Annotated in this window: 21 protein-coding genes; 11 read left to right on the top strand and 10 right to left on the bottom strand. The window is 61.1% G+C overall.

What is annotated here, in order from left to right; genetic code table 11:
* Positions 1–1,086 (top strand): dihydrolipoyl dehydrogenase (locus BN2694_RS11425; protein WP_135665596.1); only part of this gene is annotated, 1,086 nt, incomplete at its 5' end.
* A 22-nt stretch (positions 1,087–1,108) separates the two neighbouring features.
* Here the strand turns inward: BN2694_RS11425 and BN2694_RS11430 are convergent.
* Positions 1,109–1,654, bottom strand: coding sequence for a peroxiredoxin family protein (locus BN2694_RS11430; RefSeq protein ID WP_135665598.1), 546 nt, complete (start codon positions 1,652–1,654; stop codon positions 1,109–1,111).
* Positions 1,655–1,777: 123 nt separating this feature from the next.
* Here BN2694_RS11430 and BN2694_RS11435 point away from each other — a divergent pair, with 123 nt between their 5' ends.
* Positions 1,778–2,797: an NAD(P)/FAD-dependent oxidoreductase gene (locus tag BN2694_RS11435; RefSeq protein ID WP_135665600.1), complete on the top strand. Its 1,020-nt coding sequence runs from the start codon at positions 1,778–1,780 to the stop codon at positions 2,795–2,797.
* Between the two features lie 123 nt (positions 2,798–2,920).
* On the opposite strand, the gene epsC is transcribed toward BN2694_RS11435, so the two are convergent.
* The 5 genes from epsC to BN2694_RS11460 all read right to left on the bottom strand — a co-directional run bounded on the left by epsC (position 2,921) and on the right by BN2694_RS11460 (position 7,269).
* Positions 2,921–3,796: a serine O-acetyltransferase EpsC gene (gene epsC / locus BN2694_RS11440; protein WP_135665602.1), complete on the bottom strand. Its 876-nt coding sequence runs from the start codon at positions 3,794–3,796 to the stop codon at positions 2,921–2,923.
* A gap of 61 nt (positions 3,797–3,857) precedes the next feature.
* The gene (locus tag BN2694_RS11445) at positions 3,858–4,826 is read right to left on the bottom strand and encodes a patatin-like phospholipase family protein (RefSeq protein ID WP_135665604.1); all 969 of its coding nucleotides are present in this window, start codon (positions 4,824–4,826) and stop codon (positions 3,858–3,860) included.
* Positions 4,819–5,679: an SDR family oxidoreductase gene (locus BN2694_RS11450; protein ID WP_135665606.1), complete on the bottom strand. Its 861-nt coding sequence runs from the start codon at positions 5,677–5,679 to the stop codon at positions 4,819–4,821. Before BN2694_RS11450 ends, BN2694_RS11445 begins: the two co-directional genes overlap by 8 nt.
* A 76-nt stretch (positions 5,680–5,755) precedes the next feature.
* Positions 5,756–6,709, bottom strand: coding sequence for a sulfite exporter TauE/SafE family protein (locus BN2694_RS11455; protein WP_135665608.1), 954 nt, complete (start codon positions 6,707–6,709; stop codon positions 5,756–5,758).
* A 2-nt stretch (positions 6,710–6,711) separates the two neighbouring features.
* A complete protein-coding gene (locus tag BN2694_RS11460) occupies positions 6,712–7,269 on the bottom strand; it encodes a carboxymuconolactone decarboxylase family protein (RefSeq protein ID WP_135665610.1) in 558 nt (185 codons plus the stop codon).
* Positions 7,270–7,398: 129 nt separating this feature from the next.
* On the opposite strand from BN2694_RS11460, the gene BN2694_RS11465 reads away from it, so the two are divergent.
* The 4 genes from BN2694_RS11465 to BN2694_RS11480 all read left to right on the top strand — a co-directional run bounded on the left by BN2694_RS11465 (position 7,399) and on the right by BN2694_RS11480 (position 10,595).
* Positions 7,399–8,118, top strand: coding sequence for an NAD(P)H-hydrate epimerase (locus tag BN2694_RS11465; RefSeq protein WP_244605434.1), 720 nt, complete (start codon positions 7,399–7,401; stop codon positions 8,116–8,118).
* A 75-nt stretch (positions 8,119–8,193) separates the two neighbouring features.
* Positions 8,194–8,688, top strand: coding sequence for a cupin domain-containing protein (locus BN2694_RS11470; protein ID WP_135665612.1), 495 nt, complete (start codon positions 8,194–8,196; stop codon positions 8,686–8,688).
* A 250-nt stretch (positions 8,689–8,938) separates the two neighbouring features.
* Positions 8,939–9,331 carry an IS200/IS605 family transposase gene (gene tnpA, locus BN2694_RS11475; RefSeq protein WP_135665614.1) on the top strand — a complete coding sequence of 131 codons (393 nt, stop codon included), beginning with the start codon at positions 8,939–8,941 and terminating at the stop codon, positions 9,329–9,331.
* 1 nt (position 9,332) lies between these two features.
* Positions 9,333–10,595 (top strand): RNA-guided endonuclease TnpB family protein, encoded by a 1,263-nt coding sequence (locus tag BN2694_RS11480; RefSeq protein WP_135665616.1) that lies wholly within the window; start codon positions 9,333–9,335, stop codon positions 10,593–10,595.
* Between the two features lie 48 nt (positions 10,596–10,643).
* On the opposite strand, the gene BN2694_RS11485 is transcribed toward BN2694_RS11480, so the two are convergent.
* Complete coding sequence (locus BN2694_RS11485; protein WP_135665618.1) at positions 10,644–11,066, bottom strand: hypothetical protein; 423 nt, start codon at positions 11,064–11,066, stop codon at positions 10,644–10,646.
* Between the two features lie 208 nt (positions 11,067–11,274).
* Here BN2694_RS11485 and BN2694_RS11490 point away from each other — a divergent pair, with 208 nt between their 5' ends.
* From BN2694_RS11490 to BN2694_RS11505, 4 genes are all read left to right on the top strand, one after another.
* Positions 11,275–11,706: a hypothetical protein gene (locus tag BN2694_RS11490; RefSeq protein WP_135665620.1), complete on the top strand. Its 432-nt coding sequence runs from the start codon at positions 11,275–11,277 to the stop codon at positions 11,704–11,706.
* Between the two features lie 57 nt (positions 11,707–11,763).
* Positions 11,764–12,024: a hypothetical protein gene (locus BN2694_RS11495; RefSeq protein ID WP_135665622.1), complete on the top strand. Its 261-nt coding sequence runs from the start codon at positions 11,764–11,766 to the stop codon at positions 12,022–12,024.
* Positions 12,025–12,085: 61 nt separating this feature from the next.
* Complete coding sequence (locus tag BN2694_RS11500) at positions 12,086–12,703, top strand: helix-turn-helix domain-containing protein (RefSeq protein ID WP_135665624.1); 618 nt, start codon at positions 12,086–12,088, stop codon at positions 12,701–12,703.
* A gap of 396 nt (positions 12,704–13,099) precedes the next feature.
* A complete protein-coding gene (locus tag BN2694_RS11505) occupies positions 13,100–13,873 on the top strand; it encodes a methyl-accepting chemotaxis protein (RefSeq protein ID WP_135665626.1) in 774 nt (257 codons plus the stop codon).
* A gap of 22 nt (positions 13,874–13,895) precedes the next feature.
* Here BN2694_RS11505 and BN2694_RS11510 read toward each other — a convergent pair whose 3' ends face one another.
* Entirely contained in the window at positions 13,896–14,681 is a 786-nt protein-coding gene (locus BN2694_RS11510; RefSeq protein WP_135665628.1) for a sulfite exporter TauE/SafE family protein, read from the bottom strand.
* A gap of 242 nt (positions 14,682–14,923) precedes the next feature.
* On the opposite strand from BN2694_RS11510, the gene BN2694_RS11515 reads away from it, so the two are divergent.
* Complete coding sequence (locus BN2694_RS11515) at positions 14,924–15,298, top strand: hypothetical protein (RefSeq protein ID WP_135665630.1); 375 nt, start codon at positions 14,924–14,926, stop codon at positions 15,296–15,298.
* On the opposite strand, the gene BN2694_RS11520 is transcribed toward BN2694_RS11515, so the two are convergent.
* Both BN2694_RS11520 and BN2694_RS11525 read right to left on the bottom strand, forming a co-directional pair.
* A complete protein-coding gene (locus BN2694_RS11520; RefSeq protein WP_135665632.1) occupies positions 15,295–16,236 on the bottom strand; it encodes a DUF3179 domain-containing protein in 942 nt (313 codons plus the stop codon). The two genes, BN2694_RS11515 and BN2694_RS11520, sit on opposite strands and share 4 nt — an antisense overlap.
* A 153-nt stretch (positions 16,237–16,389) precedes the next feature.
* Complete coding sequence (locus tag BN2694_RS11525) at positions 16,390–18,288, bottom strand: hybrid sensor histidine kinase/response regulator (RefSeq protein WP_135665634.1); 1,899 nt, start codon at positions 18,286–18,288, stop codon at positions 16,390–16,392.
* Between the last annotated feature and the right edge of the window lie 31 nt (positions 18,289–18,319).

Here is an 18,319-nt window from a genome sequence, read left to right on the forward strand (position 1 = left end):
GGTATGGAAGAGGCCTACCGCGAGAAGGACGATCTCACGCTATACAATGACGAGGCTGTCTTCGTGGACGAGCGAACCGTCACGGTCGACGGCGAGCGCGTCAGCGGTGACAAGGTCGTCGTCGCCGCCGGGAGTCGTCCACTCGTGCCGCCGATCGACGGCCTCGATTCGGTCGAGTATCTCACCAGTCGTGAAGCGCTGTATCTCGACGAACAACCCGAGAGCCTCGTCATCATCGGTGGCGGATATATCGCTGTCGAGTTGGGCTACTTCTTCGAAACGCTGGGGACAGACGTGCGCATCATCGAATCCGGTGAGACCCTTCTTGGCCGGGAAGATCCCGACGTGAGCGAGACGTTCACCGATATCGCACGCGATCGTCACGGGGTTCACACCGGGTATCGCGCGACTGCCGTCGAATCGGTAAACGGTTCCGTCCGGGTCACCGCTGAGAGCGAAGACGACGACGCGATCACCGTCGAGGGCGAAGAGGTGCTGGTCGCGGCGGGCCGACGACCGAACACGGACACACTCGACGTTGCGGCAGCCGGGATTGAGACGGACGACCGCGGGTTCATTCTGACGGATGAACGATTGCAGACCAGTGCGGAGAACGTCTGGGCCCAGGGCGACATCGCGGGTAACGCGATGTTCAAACACTCAGGCGATTACGAGACGCGCGTCGCGATCGACAATGTCGTCCACGATGCTAACCGGCCGATTGACCTTTCTGCGATGCCCCACGCTGTCTTCACAGAACCACAGGTCGCCGGCGTCGGCAAGACGGAGGCCGAGCTCGCTGCCGCGGGCCAGGAATACGTCGTCGGCCGGCAGTCACTCCCCGACACGCCGATGGGGCGGGCAAAGAAGCTGGAACACGGCTTCGTGAAGGTTCTTGCCACGCCGGACGGCGAGATCCTGGGCTGTCACATGCTTGGTGAAGAGGCCTCGACGATGATCCACGAGGTGCTGGTCGCAATGCGGGCGGGATCTGGACAGGTCAGCGATATTACGGATACTATCCACGCCCACCCGACGCTGAACAAGGCCGTCGAGTACGCGTTCCGAGACGCGCTGAGCGAGTAGTGGCGGCGCGGCGAGATCGTTTTCAGCACTCCACCAGCGAACAGTCGAAGACGAACGACTCCTGAACGTCTTCGACGGTCCCAATCAGGTCCTCGGCGGCCGGTCGATCGTCGATCGAGTCCCCACGATGGGTGAACATCACTTCGGCAGCATCGCCGCGCGTATCGAGGACGACGCTTTGGGGAAGTCGCCCCAGTAAGTCGTGCAGTTGGCCGACCGGCCCATACCGCGTCGGCTGGTCGTACTGGTCGGCGACGCGTTTCTCGCCGTCGGCCAGGAGCGGAAACGGGAACTCCTCGACGACGTTGTCCCGCCAGTCGGCCGCGCGCTCGCGCGGTTCAGGTAATATCGGCAGCACGGCCGTCTTCAGTTCGTTGAACGTGCGAGCGTGCTCGCTGATCTCGCTGACCTGTGCCTTGCACTTCGGGCAGTGGTAATCCCGCAGGAAGAGCAATACGGCGAAGTCGGAGGCGTCGATCACCTCCGCGAGCGAGAGGGGGTCAGGACCGATCCCAACGTTCGGTAATTCGAAGTCCAGGGCGTCAGTGGTGAAGGTTTGTTCTGACATGTTCGTTCTGTCTCCCTCAAGGGCCATGAACGACCGGTAGCGTTTGCGTGAGCGGGTGAGGTACGCGTAACTGGGGTTCCGTCAGGCGTAGCTATTTGTGCCTCATGACCGTTCCCCACAGATATGCCCGAAACGAACGATCAAAACGAGTACGACGTTATCGTGGTCGGTGGCGGTCCTGCTGGCCAATCTGCTGCACTGTACACGACCCGGCTCGGCCATCGAACCGCCATTGTCGATGTCGGCGGCGGCCGGGCAGCTATGATCCAGGAGGTCCACAACCTGATCGGCGTTCCCGAGGACGAAAGTGGGATGGACCTGCTCGGGGTCGGTCGCGAACAACTAGAAGAATATGGGTGTGACTTCTATCGCGACCGCGTCACCTCATGTTCGCGCGACGGTGACGCCATCACTCTCGTGGGAAATGACAACGAGTACACCGCTCAGGCGGTCGTTCTCGCAACGGGATTCAACGACGTCCGCCCCGACCCGCCGCTGCCCCGCACAGGCCGGGGACTGCACTACTGTCTGCACTGCGACGCCCACATGTTCGTCGACGAGCCGGTGTACGTCATGGGCCATGGCGAGAGCGCAGTCCACGTTGCAGGGATCATGCTCAACTTCACCGACGAGGTGGATCTGCTGACCCGGGGGAACGAACCCGAGTGGAGTGACGAAACGGCCGAGACGCTTGAGGCCCATCCGATCAACGTGATTCACGACGACATCGCCGGCGTCCAGAACGGCGAGGACGGCTGGCTGAAGGCGTTAGAATTCGAGGGCGGTGATGTCAGGGAGTACAAGGGCGGGTTTGCCATGTACGGCGCGGAGTACAACAATGGCCTTGCGCGGGAACTCGGTTGTGAAATCAACGCTGACGGGACTGTCGAGGTTGACGATCACGGCCGGACGAGTGTCGAGAAGGTCTACGCGGTCGGCGACCTGACCCCGGGCCACAACCAGCTCCCGATCGCGCTCGGTGCAGGCGCGAAAGCTGGCATCGACATTCACTTCTCGTTGCGTGATTTCCCCCGCGACCCCGACGTGTTGGATTCACAGGGACCAGTTCGCGACGAGGAAGTCCCGGGAATTCCCGACCAACTGCTCGAACAGGCCGTTGATTTCCACACCTACGGGGAGTGACCGCTTGACACTGGACTGAAAATCTCACGTGCGGGTGATCTAACGGCGTTTCCATTGTCCGCGACGTTTTCAAACGACTTGTTTGCTCTGGCCAGCAACCCCACTTCGCAAGCGTTCAGTCAGTCACCGGTTGGGCTTGCGCGTCTGTTTGGGATGTTCAGCGATGAACACGCTCGTGTTCTCGGGCACGTCTTCAGTCACCCACGAGTTCGCACCGATACTCACGTGATCGCCGATTTCGACCGTCCCGAGTACGTTACTTCCGGCGCCGATAACGACGTTGTCGCCGATGTCGGGATGACGCTTGTAGTCTTTGGCGAGCATATGCCCCTCGCCTTCCTCCTCTTCCTCGAAGTGGAGCGTGCCCAGCGTGACGTTCTGATAAATACGGACCCAGTTACCGACGGTCGCGGTCTCGCCGATGACGACGCCAGACCCGTGATCGACGAAAAAGTACTCACCGATCTCGGCCCCGGGGTGGATATCGATACCTGTCTCGGTTCTGGCGTACTCGGCGAGTTCCCGGGCGTAGGCGAAGATATCCGCCTCATAGAGCACATGCGCGACACGATGGGTCAGGGTCGCGTGAAACCCGGGATACGACCGGATGATCTCACAATAGCTTTTCGCTGCCGGGTCACCCTTGTACGCCGCCTCGACGTCCTTTTTGAGGGCACGTCGGATCGCCGGTAACTGGTCGAGCGTCCCGTCGATCACCTCCGTCACGGTCTCTTCGTCCTGATCGGAATAGGCGGTGATGCCTGTCTCCATGCAGCGACCGAGCTCAGTCAGCCGACGGTGCGTTTCATCGGGATCGTCCAACAACTCCGTCGCATTCCAGCATCTGGGAAACAAGAGTTGTTTGAGAAGCGGCGGTTCCTCGCGCAGGAACTCGCGACGAGGATACGTCCGTGAGGAATCCGTTGGAAACGGCGACTCGTCTGTTCGATACGACTCGACAAGTTCTCTATGAGTGTCGCCTGCGTACTCGTAGTTCATTCGTCTTGTCTCGACGTTGTCCCCCACGATTCGTTGCTCTGTCGGATCGTGGACTGCGGTCTCATCGCCGTTCGTCGAGGAACGTTTCACACCGCTGGTTCCCGAGGTCCATCAGTTCGGTGATGAAGGTCGGATCGCGATCGATTTTCGTCGAACAGTGGAATCGCTCACCCATGTCGATACGGTGGATGTCGGTCTTCGAGAACTCCTCGGCAGGAAGTTTTCCGTCTTCGACCCACTCATTGATCTGCTCGATGAACCCCAGTTCCTGGTTCAGCGAGATGTTCCCCGACAGCTCGTTTCGTCGGTCGGCGATCTCCTCCAGACTCGTGGGTTCACCCTCGAACTCCTGGGGATTGATCTGGATAATCCAGAGTTCGTCCGGCTTGCGCTCGGGCGGCTGATGCATCATGTCACCGACGGGCGGATTCTGTGAGAAGAGGCCGTCCCAGTGATAGTGACCGTTGATCTCGACGGCCTCGAAGACGTTGGGGACGGCCGCCGATGCGAGGACGGCATCGACGGTCACATCCTCGTCGACGAACGTTTCGAAGACTCCAGCGTTGACGTTGACCGTCCCGACGACGAGTTCTGGGTTACTCATTCGGCAGTAATCCGGAATCGCTTCGAAGTCAATGTGGGCCTCTAGGACGTCTCGGATGCGTTCCTTGCCGATCTCTTTTCCCGGTACCTGGTACGGAGTTATTTGCGGGAGTGGCATTCCGCTCGACTGTAGTTTATTGACTCCCTTCAGCCAGGAGTTGAGCATCCGATCATCGAAACCGTTGGCCGCGAGGTCGTCCCAGATCGCGTTCACGAGATCGGCCGCCCTGTCCGGCCCCTCGGTTACGAGGCCGTACCACGCGGCGAGGGCGTTGAACGCACCGCCGGAGGTACCGCTGATCCCGACAAGTTCGAACTCGTCATCCCAGTCGCACTCGCGTAGCATTTCTTCGAGGACACCTGCGGTAAATGCCGTGTGGCTCCCGCCGCCTTGACACGCGATAGCCACGTTCGTCGTCTCACTCATAGGTAGTGGTATATCCGCCGTCGAATAAGAGATCGCCGCCGTTGAGGTGGCTGGCATGCGACGAGAAGCCAAAGACGAAGAGATTCGCGACTTCTGCTGGCGTCATCATTTCCTTCGTGCGGGCCTGGCCGAGCATGACGTCCTCGACGACTTCCTGCTCGGAGATACCGCGCTTCTCGGCGGTGTCCCGGATCTGGTTGACCATCAGCGGCGTCAGGACGTACCCGACCGAGACCGAAAAGCCCCGGAGTGAGCCCTCGCCCTCGGCGGCGATGGCCCTGGTCAGCCCGGTGATGCCGTGTTTGGCCGTGATGTAGGCCGGCTTGGCCTGTGTGGCGTAGTGACCGTGTACGGAGGACATGTTCGCGATCGCGCCCACGCCGTCGTCGGTCTCACGGATGTGTGGCATCGCCCGCTTGGCGGTGTAAAACGGTGCTCGCAGCATGATGTCCGTCAGGAGGTCGTACTTGTCCATCGGGAACTCCGCGATCGGGTCGATGTGCTGCATCCCGGCGATGTTGGCAACGTACCGAAGGTCGCCCTGCTCGGCGGCGGCTTCGACCACGGCGTCCACCTCATCGTCGTCGGTCAGATCAGTCTCGACGGGGTGATACGGACCGGGCAGGTCGAATTCGGCGATTAGATCACCCGTTTCGGCGAGGCCATCCTCGTCGACGTCAGCCCCGACGACCGTCAGACCGTTGGCGGCCAGCGCGACAGCCGTCGCCTGTCCGATCCCGCTCGCCGCGCCCGTCACGAGCGCGACGCTTTCAGCGGTAAAGCGGGGATCATCGATGACGAGCAAGTCATCGGCTGTCAGTTCCGGTTCGGTCAATTCGAAATCGTCACTCATACGCACTATCTTCACAGCCCCTACAGATAATGCTAGCTCACGGCGAAGTAAGTGGGATCTCGTGCAGAGCGAGGGATCACGCTAGCAACTCCACGCCGAGCACCAGCGCGCCCACGAGCCCGAAGACGATGCCGAGGCCAACTTCCATCAGGTCGCTGGGGACGTACTTGCCGACGCGGGTGCCGATGGTCCCGCCGACGAGCACACCGGGGATCGACCAGGCGACGACGTACCAGACCGGCGACGCCGAGAGGGCGTGGACGATCGCGCCAGCGCCGGCGGCGATCCCGAGCGTGAAAACACTAGTGGCGACCGCGACGCGCGGCGGGAGGCGACACCGGACGATCAACTGCGTCGTGACGATCTCCGGCAGTCCAGCACTGATCAGTCCCGTAATAAACCCGCCGAGCATCGAGAGACTCAATCCGGGCGGTCGCCAGCACGTCTCGTAGGTGAACGTCTCGCCGTCGGCGGCCTTGATCGTCGTCGTGCCGCGGCCGGTGTTCTTTGCTTCGAGGAACTCGTTTTCGCACTCGCCAGGCTCGCAGTCCTCCGGTGGATCGTAGTAGACGAGAAAGGCACCGAGAAGAACCAGCCCGGCCCCGAACAGAAGTTTGAGCAGCGTCGGATCGACAGCGTGGGCGAGCAGCGCCCCGACGACGGTCGCCGGGACTGCACCAACCAACAGCCACTTTGCGGTGTCATAGTCCACGACGCCCTGCTTGACGTACGATCGGAGGCCGTTGCCCATCCCGAAAACCTCCGTCAGGAGGCCGGCACCGATCGCCTGTGCCGGTGTCAACCCAACGCCAAGCATGAAGAAGGGACTGAAGAACAGCGCGCCTGAGACGCCGGCAGCAAGCGCGATCGTCGAGAAGACGATCGAGGCAGGGAACACCCACCAGTGCGCGAGGAACTGGCCGGTCGGGAACGCCGCGATCGAGGGCAGCTGACCCGAGACGGCGACCATGCTCAGCGAAGCCACAACGCCGAAGGCGACGAACCGGTTGGCCCGCACTGGCACGTCCATCCTTACGCGAAGAACTCGGCGATCCGTTCGTCGCTCGGCGTCCAACCGACGAACTCACTGCCCTCGAAGGGGAGATCGACCGATGCGACGTAGTTACACAGCCCCACGTAGAAATCGACGATCAACCCGATCGCGACGATCTCGCCGGGCTCGTAGACGGTCGCGAGCGCATCGTGAATCTGGTCGGTCACCTCGCCCTCGGCGACTGCACGGGCGTACTGGAGCAGGACGAACTCCTCGTCAGAGAACACCGAGAAATCGTCACCGCCGATGGCCCGCATTTCACTGGTCTCGACGCCTTTCGGCCGGGCGATATCGACGTGCTGATGCCACTCATAGCGTGCGCGATGCGTTCGGGCGACCGTGAGGATGACCAGTTCTTTCGTCCGCGGAGTGAGCTGGTCGTACAACGTGTTCAGGTACTCCAGGGTGGCTTCGAGGACTTCGGGATTGTGGGCCCACACGCGAAAGATGTGGCGATCGCCCAGGTAGTCGTCGGTGAACAGGTGATGGTACTCCTCCGGGATGTCGTCGATGTCGAGTAGGTCTAGTCGGGTCACAGCTGAAACTCACGTAGAGGGGTTAAATCTCCACCTCACGTTACGGTAACCTTCTTCCGTTGACACCAGTCAAGTTCAGGTCGGTTCGACCACAAGATGCCGTATGATCGGACACCGTGGTGACTGCGCGTGAATCGTGCCGCATTCCAGACGGGCAACGGCCATCCAGTAACTGCCGTCACGGCCGCAGAGATGCGCGGCGTCGATCGCATCGCCGTCGAAGATGTCGGTCTCCCACTCTTCTCGATGATGGAGAACGCCGGCCGGAACCTGGCTCGGGTCGTGCGGGAGCGAACCGACGAAGACGAGCCCGTGACGATCCTCGCCGGTGACGGTGGCAACGGCGGCGGTGGACTCGCGTGTGCTCGTCACCTCGCCAACCACGGTCGCGACGTCGCGGTTACCCTTGATCGACCCGCTCAAGAACTTAGTGGCGTGACAGCGACCCAGTACGGCGTTTTGGATGCGATGGACGTCCCTGTCACCATCGCCCCGGACGAACTCCAATCGGACGGGATTATCGTCGATGCGCTGGTGGGGTACGGACTCGACGGCCCGCTTGGCGGCACCGCGGGGGATCTCGTCGGACGGATTTCCGCCGAAAGCACCGTCATCTCGCTCGACGTGCCGACGGGAAGGAACGCGACGACTGGCGAGCAACCAGGAGTCGCCGTTGATACTGACCTCGTGGTCACGCTCGCACTGCCGAAGACGGGGCTGCAGGGACTTGATTGCTCCCTGCTGTTGGCAGACATCGGTATTCCTGCCGTGGTGTACGATCGGCTCGACCTCATATACGACGGCCCGTTTGACAGTGAATACGTCCGAGAGCTGATCGATACGGAATGACTGGTCAACGATATTCCTGAACAGATGGCGGCGTGAGTCCTCTCTTTTTTCTCATTCCGAATCGCAAAGGCGGACATGAACAAATTGCGTATCGACGATGTCGAGAACGCTGTTCAGCCGGCGGCAGTGATGCGTCAGCTTACCGACCCCCTCGGGACGACGGATCTTGCAATCAACTACTACGAACTCGAACCGGGGGACAGCTTCGCGTTCGCGTATCACAATCACGAAGTCCAAGAAGAAGTGTTCTATATTCAGGAAGGGACAGCCACGTTCGAGACTGAAGACGGTCCAATAGTGGTTGAGGAAGGCGAACTCATCCGTTTTGACCGCGGGGAATTCCAGCGCGGCTGGAACCGAGGAGACGATCGCGTCCGTGCGCTCGCGCTTGGTGCGCCATTGGCGTACGGGGAGCAACGCAAACTCCGATACTGTTCGAACTGCGACGAACAGACACACAATCGTCTAGCGAGCGAAAATGGCGATACGACTATCGTCGCCTACTGTACCAATTGTGGTGGTCAGACCGGGGAGTGGTACGAGGGGTCAATGCAAGGAGAGGTTCCATAACCCCGTCAGGAAAGTACATCGCCCATACCGGTCGGATGGCCGGCACTTGCTGTGAGTGTCTCTTTTGAAGTCGTGGATTGTGCTGGATTCGTGCGATGGATACCCTATCTTCATTCAGCGAGCGAATCCCGGCCTTCAGGCCGGGCGTGAATCGCGTACGCCCGGTACCACACTCCCCGGGTCTGCCTGACTGAATACCCACTAGCACAAGAGTTATCCAACTTGGGTGTACCATATTTGGTAAGGCCAAATGGAGTACAACCTGCAATCCGGGTCGCACACGGTCTACGCGCTCCAATATCATTTTGTGACCGTCACGAAGTACCGCGCTGACATTCTCACCGATGAGCGACTGGAGCGCGTGGCTGAAGTCGCCCACGAGATTGCAGAGGACTTCGAGGCCGACATTCAGAGCGTGGACGGTGGTACCGACCACGTTCACATCCTGTTTCGGACCAAACCAACCACCACCCTCACGAAGTTCATCAACTCCCTGAAAGGCGTCACTTCGCGCCGGATTCGGACGGAATACCCCGAGGTGAAAGACCGCCTCGAAGATGCTTTCTGGCAACCGGGGTATTTCCTCGCCACGACCGGGCAGGTCAGCATTGACGTGTTGATGGATTACGTGGAAAAGCAGTAGCATGACCACAACAACTACGAAAACGCTGGAGGCCACGCTCGCCCCACCGACAGCCCACAAAGAGCGCAAACTGTGTGACTTGCTCGACACCTACCGGGCAGGACTCCACGAAGCGTTCGAGGCTGGGTGCGAGACCATGACCGCCACCAGCGAGGTGGTGACGCCCTACGACTTGCCGTATCAGGCGAAAGCGGCGCTGTGCAACTACGTTCCCCAACTACACGGCACCTACGACGCACAGGAGTTGGACGACGACCATCCGGTTCGACTTACCAACCAAGCCGCCGAGTTCGACCACTCGCCCGAACGCGACTATGAGTTTACGTGGTGGGTGCCACAGCCCGGTCGGGGAACGAACTTCTGGGTACCACTCCGTATCAACCCTGCCCAAGAGGAGTTGTGGCACGCCCTCGTTGGCGAGGAGAGTGAGGCGTCGGCGGGACAACTCCGCCTGCAACGCCACCGCACGTCGTGGAGACTCCACGTCACCGTCGAGTATCCGGTCGAAGAACCAGACTACGAATCCGCCGACGACGATGTAACACCAGTCGGCTTCGACATTGGCGAAGCACACCTGTTGGCGGGCTGTGCCTGCGAGCAGGGTACTCCGACCGACCCGCTGCTCATCACCGGTGGGCGCGCTCGTCACCTTCGCAAGGAAATGTTCATGACGCTCAAGCGACTCCAAGAGCGTGATGCCGCCGAGTGGCGGATTGACGAGCGATTCGACCACTACCAGAACGCACTCACTGACATCATCGAGAAGGCGTCTCGGCGGGCCGTCGAGTACGCCTGCCGGTTCGAGAAGCCAGTCCTCGTGCTGGAAGACCTCTCGGACATCCGCGACGAGATCGATTACGGCGAGTGGATGAACCGACGCCTCCACGCATGGGCGTTCGCTCGGCTTCAACAACGCATCGAGGACAAAGCGCGAGAGGCTGGACTTCCGGTCAGATACGTCGAACCATCCTACACGAGCCAGACGTGTCACGAGTGCGGCCACGTCGGATATCGGAACGGCGACGAGTTCCGGTGTACGAACGAGGAGTGCTGGGTATCGGAGTATCACGCAGACATCAACGCCGCGGTCAACATCGCTGACCGCCAGGACCCGTGGGGTGAGAGCCTGCCGCTGAAACCGGCGGGCGATGACATCTCACGGGATGGGAGTGCCTGTGACAGCACCGCGACCCCCACCGAGCAGAGCCACCCACGGCAGATGACGCTCGGAGAGGCCGGGTCGGAACCCTCTGCCGGTAGTTAGCCGGTATTCCCATGCAGGGAAGCCGCGCCCTTTAGGGCGCGGAGGATGTCACGCTGGACCGGTACGAAGGTCGTGGCGAACAGCTGGATACGCGGCGACTCCCACAATGGCGAGTGCAGTCCCGAGATTCAAGAAGACGGTCGGTCGAGTGAACCCGATACCCACCTCAAGTCCGATCCAGATGAACAGCGCAAGAGCCACGAGGAGTGCCCCGCTCCAGGCCCACCCTCTGTTCGCATAGATGCCATAGCAGACGATCGCGGGCACCACTCCGAACGCCAGCAGGAGCGCCAAGCCTGGCAGGAAAAAGTCACCAAGCGGGGTGTTCTGAAGCGGAGCAGTCGAGAGTCCAACGAGTGATCCGGACGGGGCCGCCAGTAACGCGATGCCGCCGATACAGGCGCGAACTGAAAGTTGACCGAGCAGTAGTCCCAGAAGCCAGATCGAACGAGGTCGGTCACGAATCGGCATCGGTCGCGATTACTGGTCATCACACTCGAAAGTTCGGGAGATCGGTTGTGGTGAGTTCGGTATGCATCTGTCCAGTCGCTATATTACAGCGCTCGGCGGGTTACTCGACGGTGATCGTGTTTCTCATCCCTCAGCAAGACGTTATGGGGAGGATCCCGTTGGTATTGCTAACGTGACCTGGGAGACCGGGCACACAGGAGATACACAAATGGTCGAAATCACGCTGCTCGGCGGGCTCGTCGGTGGATTGATCGCGACGGTCGTCATGACCGTCTTCATGATGACGCTTGGGGACGACTCCCCGCCGCCCACGGCGCTATTCTGGTCGAAATACGTGGGCAACGAGGGTCCTGAATCGTACATGATGCAGGGGATGGTCCTGCACATGCTGTACGGCGTCGGGGCCGGTGTCGTCCTGGCTGCGCTGTTGCCGGTCGCTGGGTTCGGGGACGTGGCGCTCGTGACCGCCCTCGGTGCCGGCCTCGGCTATGGCGTCGTGCTGTTCATTGGGGCCGCGGGCTTCTGGATGAACGTCGTCCTCGCGCTGGATCCCGAACCGAAAGATGTCGGCCTTTTCCTCTTTTTCCACCTGGTCTACGGGGCCGTCCTGGGTGGCGTCCTCGGCGCGGGTGTGGTCTGATCAGTTGACTGTCGCGCGTGTACCGCCCAATCCAATCGACAACAACCGACTTCTCACATGGAACACGAAAACTGCCCGGTGCTCGCTGCGGCCGTCGAACACTACGACACCACCGGCGGGCCCGTCACTCCGGCGGCGATAAGGGGCCTCCTCGAACGTGACGAGGCGGCGATCGAGACGAGATTTCGCCAGCTGGTCGACTGCGAGTTGCTTGCACCCGTCGAGAACGGGTATCGACCGACGGTGACTGGGCGGGAGTTCCTCGACTTAGATGTCGAGTGTGGACCGATCATCGTCGATACCGAGGATTCCTGCTGACTGGACGCGCGAAAACCCTTTAGCCAACCCCGCCGACAGTCCACTCACGCAACAACAATCAATGAGCGACGAGCAATCCGCGGACGGTCCCGCATTCCGGTCCGAGAACGGCGGGGGTGGTGACATCTCCGATCGGCCGTATGCAATATATCGCTGCACCGACTGTCGGAACATCGTCCTCTCGATGCAGGACTGTGAGGGCGGCATGACCTGTCACAACGAACCGATGGAGCGCGTCACCGAGGCAACGATGGACATCGAACCGCCGGACATCAGGGAGGTGCTTCTTGACGCCTTCGGCCTCCCGAAGGCGGGTCTGGATATCTGCCTGTGCGTGATTGGTGAGGGACCCCTCTCACCGGCCGAGGTGGCTGCCGAACTCGACTACGACGAGAGCACGATCCGGTCGTATTTGAACGAACTCGTCGATCTTGGACTGCTTGAGAAGTCACAACTCAATCGCGAGGGCGGCGGGTTCGTCTCCGTGTTCCACTCGGTCGATTTAGAGGAAATGCGCAAGGAAACGTTGACAGGATTTTACGCCTGGGCAGGTGAAGCCGCTGCGCTGATCGAGGAAGCGAACCTGACGAAGGCGGAGTATCTGGATGAGGATCACGAGGAGTCACTTGATACGATCTTCTGGGAGGAGTTCGACGGCGCTCGGGCCAACGATCCGTAATCACTTATATAGTTACCGGAGACCTGGCGGTGAGTTACCCGTCGGAGCCATCTTTACGGAGTCCCCCGCCTTCATTCCGGTAATTCATGCGTTGTAACCGTCACAAAACGAGGTGGCTGTGATGCGAACCGGTCGATGGCTGGGGCGGGCGGAATTCCCCGGAGTTGGCTGTTCGGAACCTACTCGAACTTCTCCTCGTAGAGATCAGGATGGTTCTCCTCGGCATGTGCCTTCAATTCATCGAGGGTATCGAACGTCTCACCGCACTTGCAGGCGTGTTCGTCGTCGGACATTGCTGTTAGACGTTCTCACACGAGGTGCAAAAGTGGGACTGAGGTTCGGGTTACCCGATCCGAGTTTCATATCACTCGGCAAGATCAGGGAGCGTGATCGTCAATGAGTGATCCGAAGACCTCTCCCGGATCAACCGACAACGAACCTCACGCGGGCAGCGTCGACGGTCGTCTCCCGGAACTGGCGGTCGAGCACTCTCGACTCCTGTCGGTCATCGGTTCGGAACTCAGTGAGTCCAGCGATGCCATCGAATCCCTGTCACGTGACGCCGCGGCGGCCAACGAGTCCAGCTCCGAAACGGCCGACCTGGCCGAACATGCCCAATCGTCGGCCCACGAGGCACACGCCGAGGTACGCGAGGCCCAACAAGCGGCTGCGACGGCCTGTGCGGAACTCGAGGAACTCCGGGAGACGATGACCGAGATCGACGAGATCGTCGCGCTCATCGACGAGATCGCCGATCAGACGAACATGCTGGCGCTGAACGCCTCGATCGAGGCTGCCCGGGTGGGAGAAGCCGGCGAGGGATTCGCCGTCGTCGCCGACGAGGTCAAGAACCTTGCCGAGGAGGCACAGGAGCACGCGGCGAGCATCGACGACATCGTCACGGACGTCCGTGCGGAGACTGCCGACACCATCGAACACATCGACACCGTCGACGAGAAGACGACGAGCGCAACCGACTCGATCTCCGAGACCGTCGGCGATCTGGACGCGATCGCCAACAGTGCGGTCGAGACCTCCGAGAGCGTCGATTCGATGGCCGAAACCACCCAGACCTACGCCGACGACATCGAGGCTCTCGCGAGCAAGGTCATCGACGCCATCAGCCAGGCGAACGAACTCGCGGACGGACTCGACACTTCCACGGAGTGAGGTTGCAGTCCGCGTGGTGTCTTCACGCGACGCCGAGCCCACCGAGGACGAGCCGCGTGCCGATTACAGTTAGGAGTGTCAGGACCACGACTCGTCGCCCGCGTTCGTTAACGACCGTCCGCAGTCGCTTCCCGACGGCGACGCCAGCGACAGCCGGGAGGACGGCAACGAACGAGGCCACTGCGAGCCCGAGGCTGGGGTAGAGGCCGAGCGCGCCGGCCGCGCCGATCCGAATGCCATTGAGTCCCAGAAAGACCATCGCGACGACGCCGACGAACAGGCCATGGGAGAGATTACAGCTCCGGAGATACGCCACCAACTGGACGCCGACGTTCGTCCCACCGAAGAGCAGCCCCGAAACGGCACCGACACCGAGCATGCCGGCTGTCGATTCGACGAAGCAACCCTCTTTTGCGCGGTCGAGGCCCGGGATCGGGATGATTTCCTGGGTGCTGATAACGAAGCCCAGTGAGACCATGCCGAGGCCGATCTTTAGTGGGCCTTGTGGCACGCGATCGAGGACGACGAGGCCGGCGAGCGTCCCGACCAGTGCTGCGAGCATGAGCGGCCAGAATCGGCGACCGCAGGTTCGGAGATCTTCGACCGAGAGGTCCCCGAGGAGCGAGAGATTCACGCCCAGTATCGGCGCGATCATGAACACAACGGCCGTCGTCGGATCGATGGCCGTCGCCAGCGCCATCGTCCCGACGAGGGCGAACCCGAAGCCGGCCAGGCCGTTGACGGCGCCGGCGACGACGATCACGACCGCCATGACCGCGATCAGTTCGGGCGTGAACGCCGAAAGCACACGCTCGCTACGGGGAGCTTTATCTAAACAGTGTGGTTACTCCCGTGTAATCCGGGCGTGGAGGGCGACCGTCTGCTTATCGAGAGTATCATTCGTTCATTTGTGACAGCGCCTCGCCCGGAATCTCGTCGATCGTCTCGAACCCGACGGAACGAGCAAGGCGACTTCCGTCTAACCGCGTCGTAACCCGATTTCCTGTGCCTCAAGAGGGTTGAAATAGCGGGTCACCCCACGTTGGACGTATGTCCGAGACCGAGCGAGGCGACAGATGGACAGCGGAGTTCGACGATGGCGTCATCGTCTTCGAGTTCCTGCCAGGGATGGAACTGGAGACGTTCGGCGAGGAAGCCTACGAGACATACGAACGGCTACTCACAGAACACGACGCCGACGGGTTAGTGACTGTCGTCGAACTCGACGATCCGTTTACCCCTGAAACGTTCGAAGTCTGGGAGCGGACGGCCCAACGGGCAGTCACTGGAGGGATCAGTCGCTGGGCAACTGTCGCAGACGGGATCAAAGCGCTGTCACTCCGGGGTAAGATGGACACGAGTGGCCTGGAGATCACCGTCACTGATGACCGGGCAGAAGCTATCGAATGGGCACACGAGGGTTAATAGAACGCGTCAGGACCGTGGTCGTCTTGCCAGGCGAACGCGAACAGTCGTCTCGTCGGGAGTCGTTGTAGTCGCCGCCCGTCAGCCGATCGGCCGGTTGCGGGATCCCACGTCGTGCCGTCGCCGGCGAGGTGATCGTCCTCCCATTCGAAGGCATGGCCCGGATCGAGGAACCCGTGGATTCCAGTCGTTTCGTCCGCGAAGACGACGATGTCCCGCCCACCGACAGTCGTCCGGACGACGCCGTCGGCCTCCTGGACGCGCGGGAGAGGAAACCCGCGTGCGTCGCTCCCAATTTCGACACCGAGGACGATCGTTTTCGGCGCGATGTCGTTGGTCCGATCCCACTTGCGAGACCCGTCGCCACGGTGTGCGTCCAGGCCGAACCCGTCCATCTCGAAGTACGACTCGTAGGGAGACTGATCGTACTCGATCGACGCGGGCGAATCGTCCTCACTTGCGGCTTCGCTTCGCCCACCAGGTTTCTGGAGAACGATGCCGTCTGGATAGGACACCTGGAATTGTTCCCCCGTCACCATCGGGCCCGGGCGTACCGAGAGTGACTCCCCCTCAAATCGACCGGCAATACACTCGCCGGTGGACTGTTTCCACTCGCTGCCGGTTTCGCGGTCGTACATGACGAGATCGTCGTCGGCGAGCTTTCCGGACACGCCGAACTCCAGCGTCCGTCCCGCGTGTTCTCGGTCAAAGACGACGGCGCTCCCACAGAGCGGACACCAGGTCACGGCGATCGGCTCACCGTCAACGACGTCGTTGACAATCTCGTGGTAGTTGAGGTACCGAATGGGGTAGGCCCGGGGTGGATCGACGTCAACAACGAGGATTCGATCGTCACTCGCGCCCACGTAGTGATCGCCGAACGTCGGCTCATCGACGCTCGGAATCGCGTCTCTCGGGACGACCTGTCGAACGTTCATAACTGTCGTTACTCGCTACGAGAGGAAATTCCCGTCGCTGGATGACGAGTGACTCCTGTAGACCGAGGTTTTCGACAGACGCTTGTGGTATAGCTGAGGCGTTATTTTCTCGAATAGACAGCCGTGACCGATCCAGACGGAAGAAGCGCGGAACTACCGGCCGGCGAACGTAACACCAGAGATCTCGAACTGTGCGCCCCCCTCGGTCCCCTCTGTCAACCAAATGTCCCAGTGATGAGATTCGACGATCTGCTCGACGATCCGCAATCCGAAGCCCGTCCCTTCCTCGTTCGTCGAGTACCCGGTGTCGAAGACGTCCTCACGCGCCTCGACCGGAATCCCCGGGCCGTCGTCTTCGACGTAGAAGCCGTCGTCCAGGCCGCCGACCGTCACGGTCACGTCCTCGCCGCCGTGCTCGATCGCGTTTCGGTAGAGATTCTCGAAGAGGTGTTGTAACCGCTCCGGGTCGGCGTCGATCACCGGGGCGTTGTCCGTTCGCATCGTCGCCTCGGCCGTGTCGACATTTCGCCAGCACTGTTCGGAGAGAGTGGAGAGATCTACCGACTCGGTCTCGCCGACGACCTGTCCACTCCGTGCCAGCGTCAGCGTCTGGTCGATCAGTTCGTCCATCCGATCGAGCGCCCGGTCGACGACGTCAAGGTGTTCGGAATCGCAGTCCTTCTGGGCTATGTCGACGCGCCCAACGGCCACGTTCAGGGGGTTTCGCAAGTCGTGGGCAACGACCCCGGCGAACTCCTCTAAGCGCTCGTTCTGCCGTTCGAGTTCCTGCTCGTGGACACGGAGCGCTTCTCGTCGATGCACTGCCTCCAGCGCGGCTTCCATCTGGGTGATCAGGATCGAAGCGAGTTCCCGATCGAACGGATCGAATTCAGCCGGCTCCGGGGACGCACTCCCGAAGACGCCGACGTCGCCCACCGGCGCGATGATTGCCCCCCTGATCGGCAGGTTGCTCGCCAGGTCGTCCTCCGCCTGCACGTCATCGTACCGTTGGATCGTGCCCGCCTCGAGTGCCTTCCAGAGTAACCCGTCACCCCGGTCGAACGCCGGGAGGTCGCCAAACCGGTCGTCCATCTCTTCGGTCGCTGCGATCGGCGTCAGTCGCCGCCCGTCATCGGTCAATCTGTAGAAGTGCGTGTAGGGCTGTTTGAGGATGTCACGCCCCGCTTCGACGGCCAGAGCGGCGACCTCCTCGGCCGAGGACGCCCGGATGAACTTCCGGGTCACGTCGTGGAGTTCTCCGAGCACCCGTTCGCGCTCCTTTCGCTCGGTGATGTCGGTGTACCAGGCGTACGCGCCATTGGAAACGTCGCCGATGTCGATGGGGATGACCCGAAGGTGGAATTCCCGAACCCCACGGGTCGTTTCTCGGCGGACGTCCGTCTCCACAGAATCTCGTTCGAATACCTGCCGTTTCAGCCGCTCGTGTTCGCCACGTTCCTCGTCCGGAACGACGACGTCGTGGACTGGCTGGCCGACGGTATCGCTTGCCTCGAATCCGAACGTTTCCTCGAATGGGGTGTTGACAGCCGTGATGATCGGCGTCTCGCCGTCGAATTCGATCTCCATGATCGGATCCGGCGAGTTGTCGAACAGTGCCGCCCGGTGGTCTCGCTCGTGTGCGCGTTGCGAGCGGCTTACGGTCCGGCCTCCCCGCTCGATGGCATCCGTGATCCGGGTGGTGAGCGACCCAGACGTGTCGATGAGCGCTTCTTTCCGGAGGTAATCCGTCGCGCCCGCGAGGAACGCATCCCGGACAATCGTCTCGGATTCTTGCCCGCTAACGAGAATACACGGAAGCTCGGGGTACTCACCTCGAATCGTTTTGAGGAACTCGATCCCATCCATTTCGGATAGCTCGTATGCTGAGACGACACAGTCGATAGCTTCCGTCTCGATGTATTCGATCCCATCGTGCGGGTTCGCTGTCTCCAATACTTCGAATCGGTCGTCTATCTCCTGTAAACCATCCACGACTAAATCCGCAAAATCCGGATCATCACCAACCGAGAGAATCCGGAAGGAAATGTCCATACCGATAGTTGAATCTCGACTATTATATGTA

Origin of the sequence: Halorhabdus rudnickae, assembly GCF_900880625.1 — an archaeon.
In the GTDB taxonomy this organism is placed as follows: domain Archaea; phylum Halobacteriota; class Halobacteria; order Halobacteriales; family Haloarculaceae; genus Halorhabdus; species Halorhabdus rudnickae.

Excerpts from the sequence above, each read along its gene's own strand:
- BN2694_RS11430 (WP_135665598.1), bottom strand. The coding sequence starts at position 1,654 with ATGTCAGAACAAACCTTCACCACTGACGCCCTGGACTTCGAATTACCG.
- BN2694_RS11435 (WP_135665600.1), top strand. The coding sequence starts at position 1,778 with ATGCCCGAAACGAACGATCAAAACGAGTACGACGTTATCGTGGTCGGT.
- epsC (WP_135665602.1), bottom strand. The coding sequence starts at position 3,796 with ATGAACTACGAGTACGCAGGCGACACTCATAGAGAACTTGTCGAGTCG.
- BN2694_RS11445 (WP_135665604.1), bottom strand. The coding sequence starts at position 4,826 with ATGAGTGAGACGACGAACGTGGCTATCGCGTGTCAAGGCGGCGGGAGC.
- BN2694_RS11450 (WP_135665606.1), bottom strand. The coding sequence starts at position 5,679 with ATGAGTGACGATTTCGAATTGACCGAACCGGAACTGACAGCCGATGAC.
- BN2694_RS11455 (WP_135665608.1), bottom strand. The coding sequence starts at position 6,709 with ATGGACGTGCCAGTGCGGGCCAACCGGTTCGTCGCCTTCGGCGTTGTG.
- BN2694_RS11470 (WP_135665612.1), top strand. The coding sequence starts at position 8,194 with ATGAACAAATTGCGTATCGACGATGTCGAGAACGCTGTTCAGCCGGCG.
- tnpA (WP_135665614.1), top strand. The coding sequence starts at position 8,939 with ATGGAGTACAACCTGCAATCCGGGTCGCACACGGTCTACGCGCTCCAA.
- BN2694_RS11480 (WP_135665616.1), top strand. The coding sequence starts at position 9,333 with ATGACCACAACAACTACGAAAACGCTGGAGGCCACGCTCGCCCCACCG.
- BN2694_RS11485 (WP_135665618.1), bottom strand. The coding sequence starts at position 11,066 with ATGCCGATTCGTGACCGACCTCGTTCGATCTGGCTTCTGGGACTACTG.
- BN2694_RS11490 (WP_135665620.1), top strand. The coding sequence starts at position 11,275 with ATGGTCGAAATCACGCTGCTCGGCGGGCTCGTCGGTGGATTGATCGCG.
- BN2694_RS11495 (WP_135665622.1), top strand. The coding sequence starts at position 11,764 with ATGGAACACGAAAACTGCCCGGTGCTCGCTGCGGCCGTCGAACACTAC.
- BN2694_RS11500 (WP_135665624.1), top strand. The coding sequence starts at position 12,086 with ATGAGCGACGAGCAATCCGCGGACGGTCCCGCATTCCGGTCCGAGAAC.
- BN2694_RS11505 (WP_135665626.1), top strand. The coding sequence starts at position 13,100 with ATGAGTGATCCGAAGACCTCTCCCGGATCAACCGACAACGAACCTCAC.
- BN2694_RS11515 (WP_135665630.1), top strand. The coding sequence starts at position 14,924 with ATGTCCGAGACCGAGCGAGGCGACAGATGGACAGCGGAGTTCGACGAT.
- BN2694_RS11520 (WP_135665632.1), bottom strand. The coding sequence starts at position 16,236 with ATGAACGTTCGACAGGTCGTCCCGAGAGACGCGATTCCGAGCGTCGAT.
- BN2694_RS11525 (WP_135665634.1), bottom strand. The coding sequence starts at position 18,288 with ATGGACATTTCCTTCCGGATTCTCTCGGTTGGTGATGATCCGGATTTT.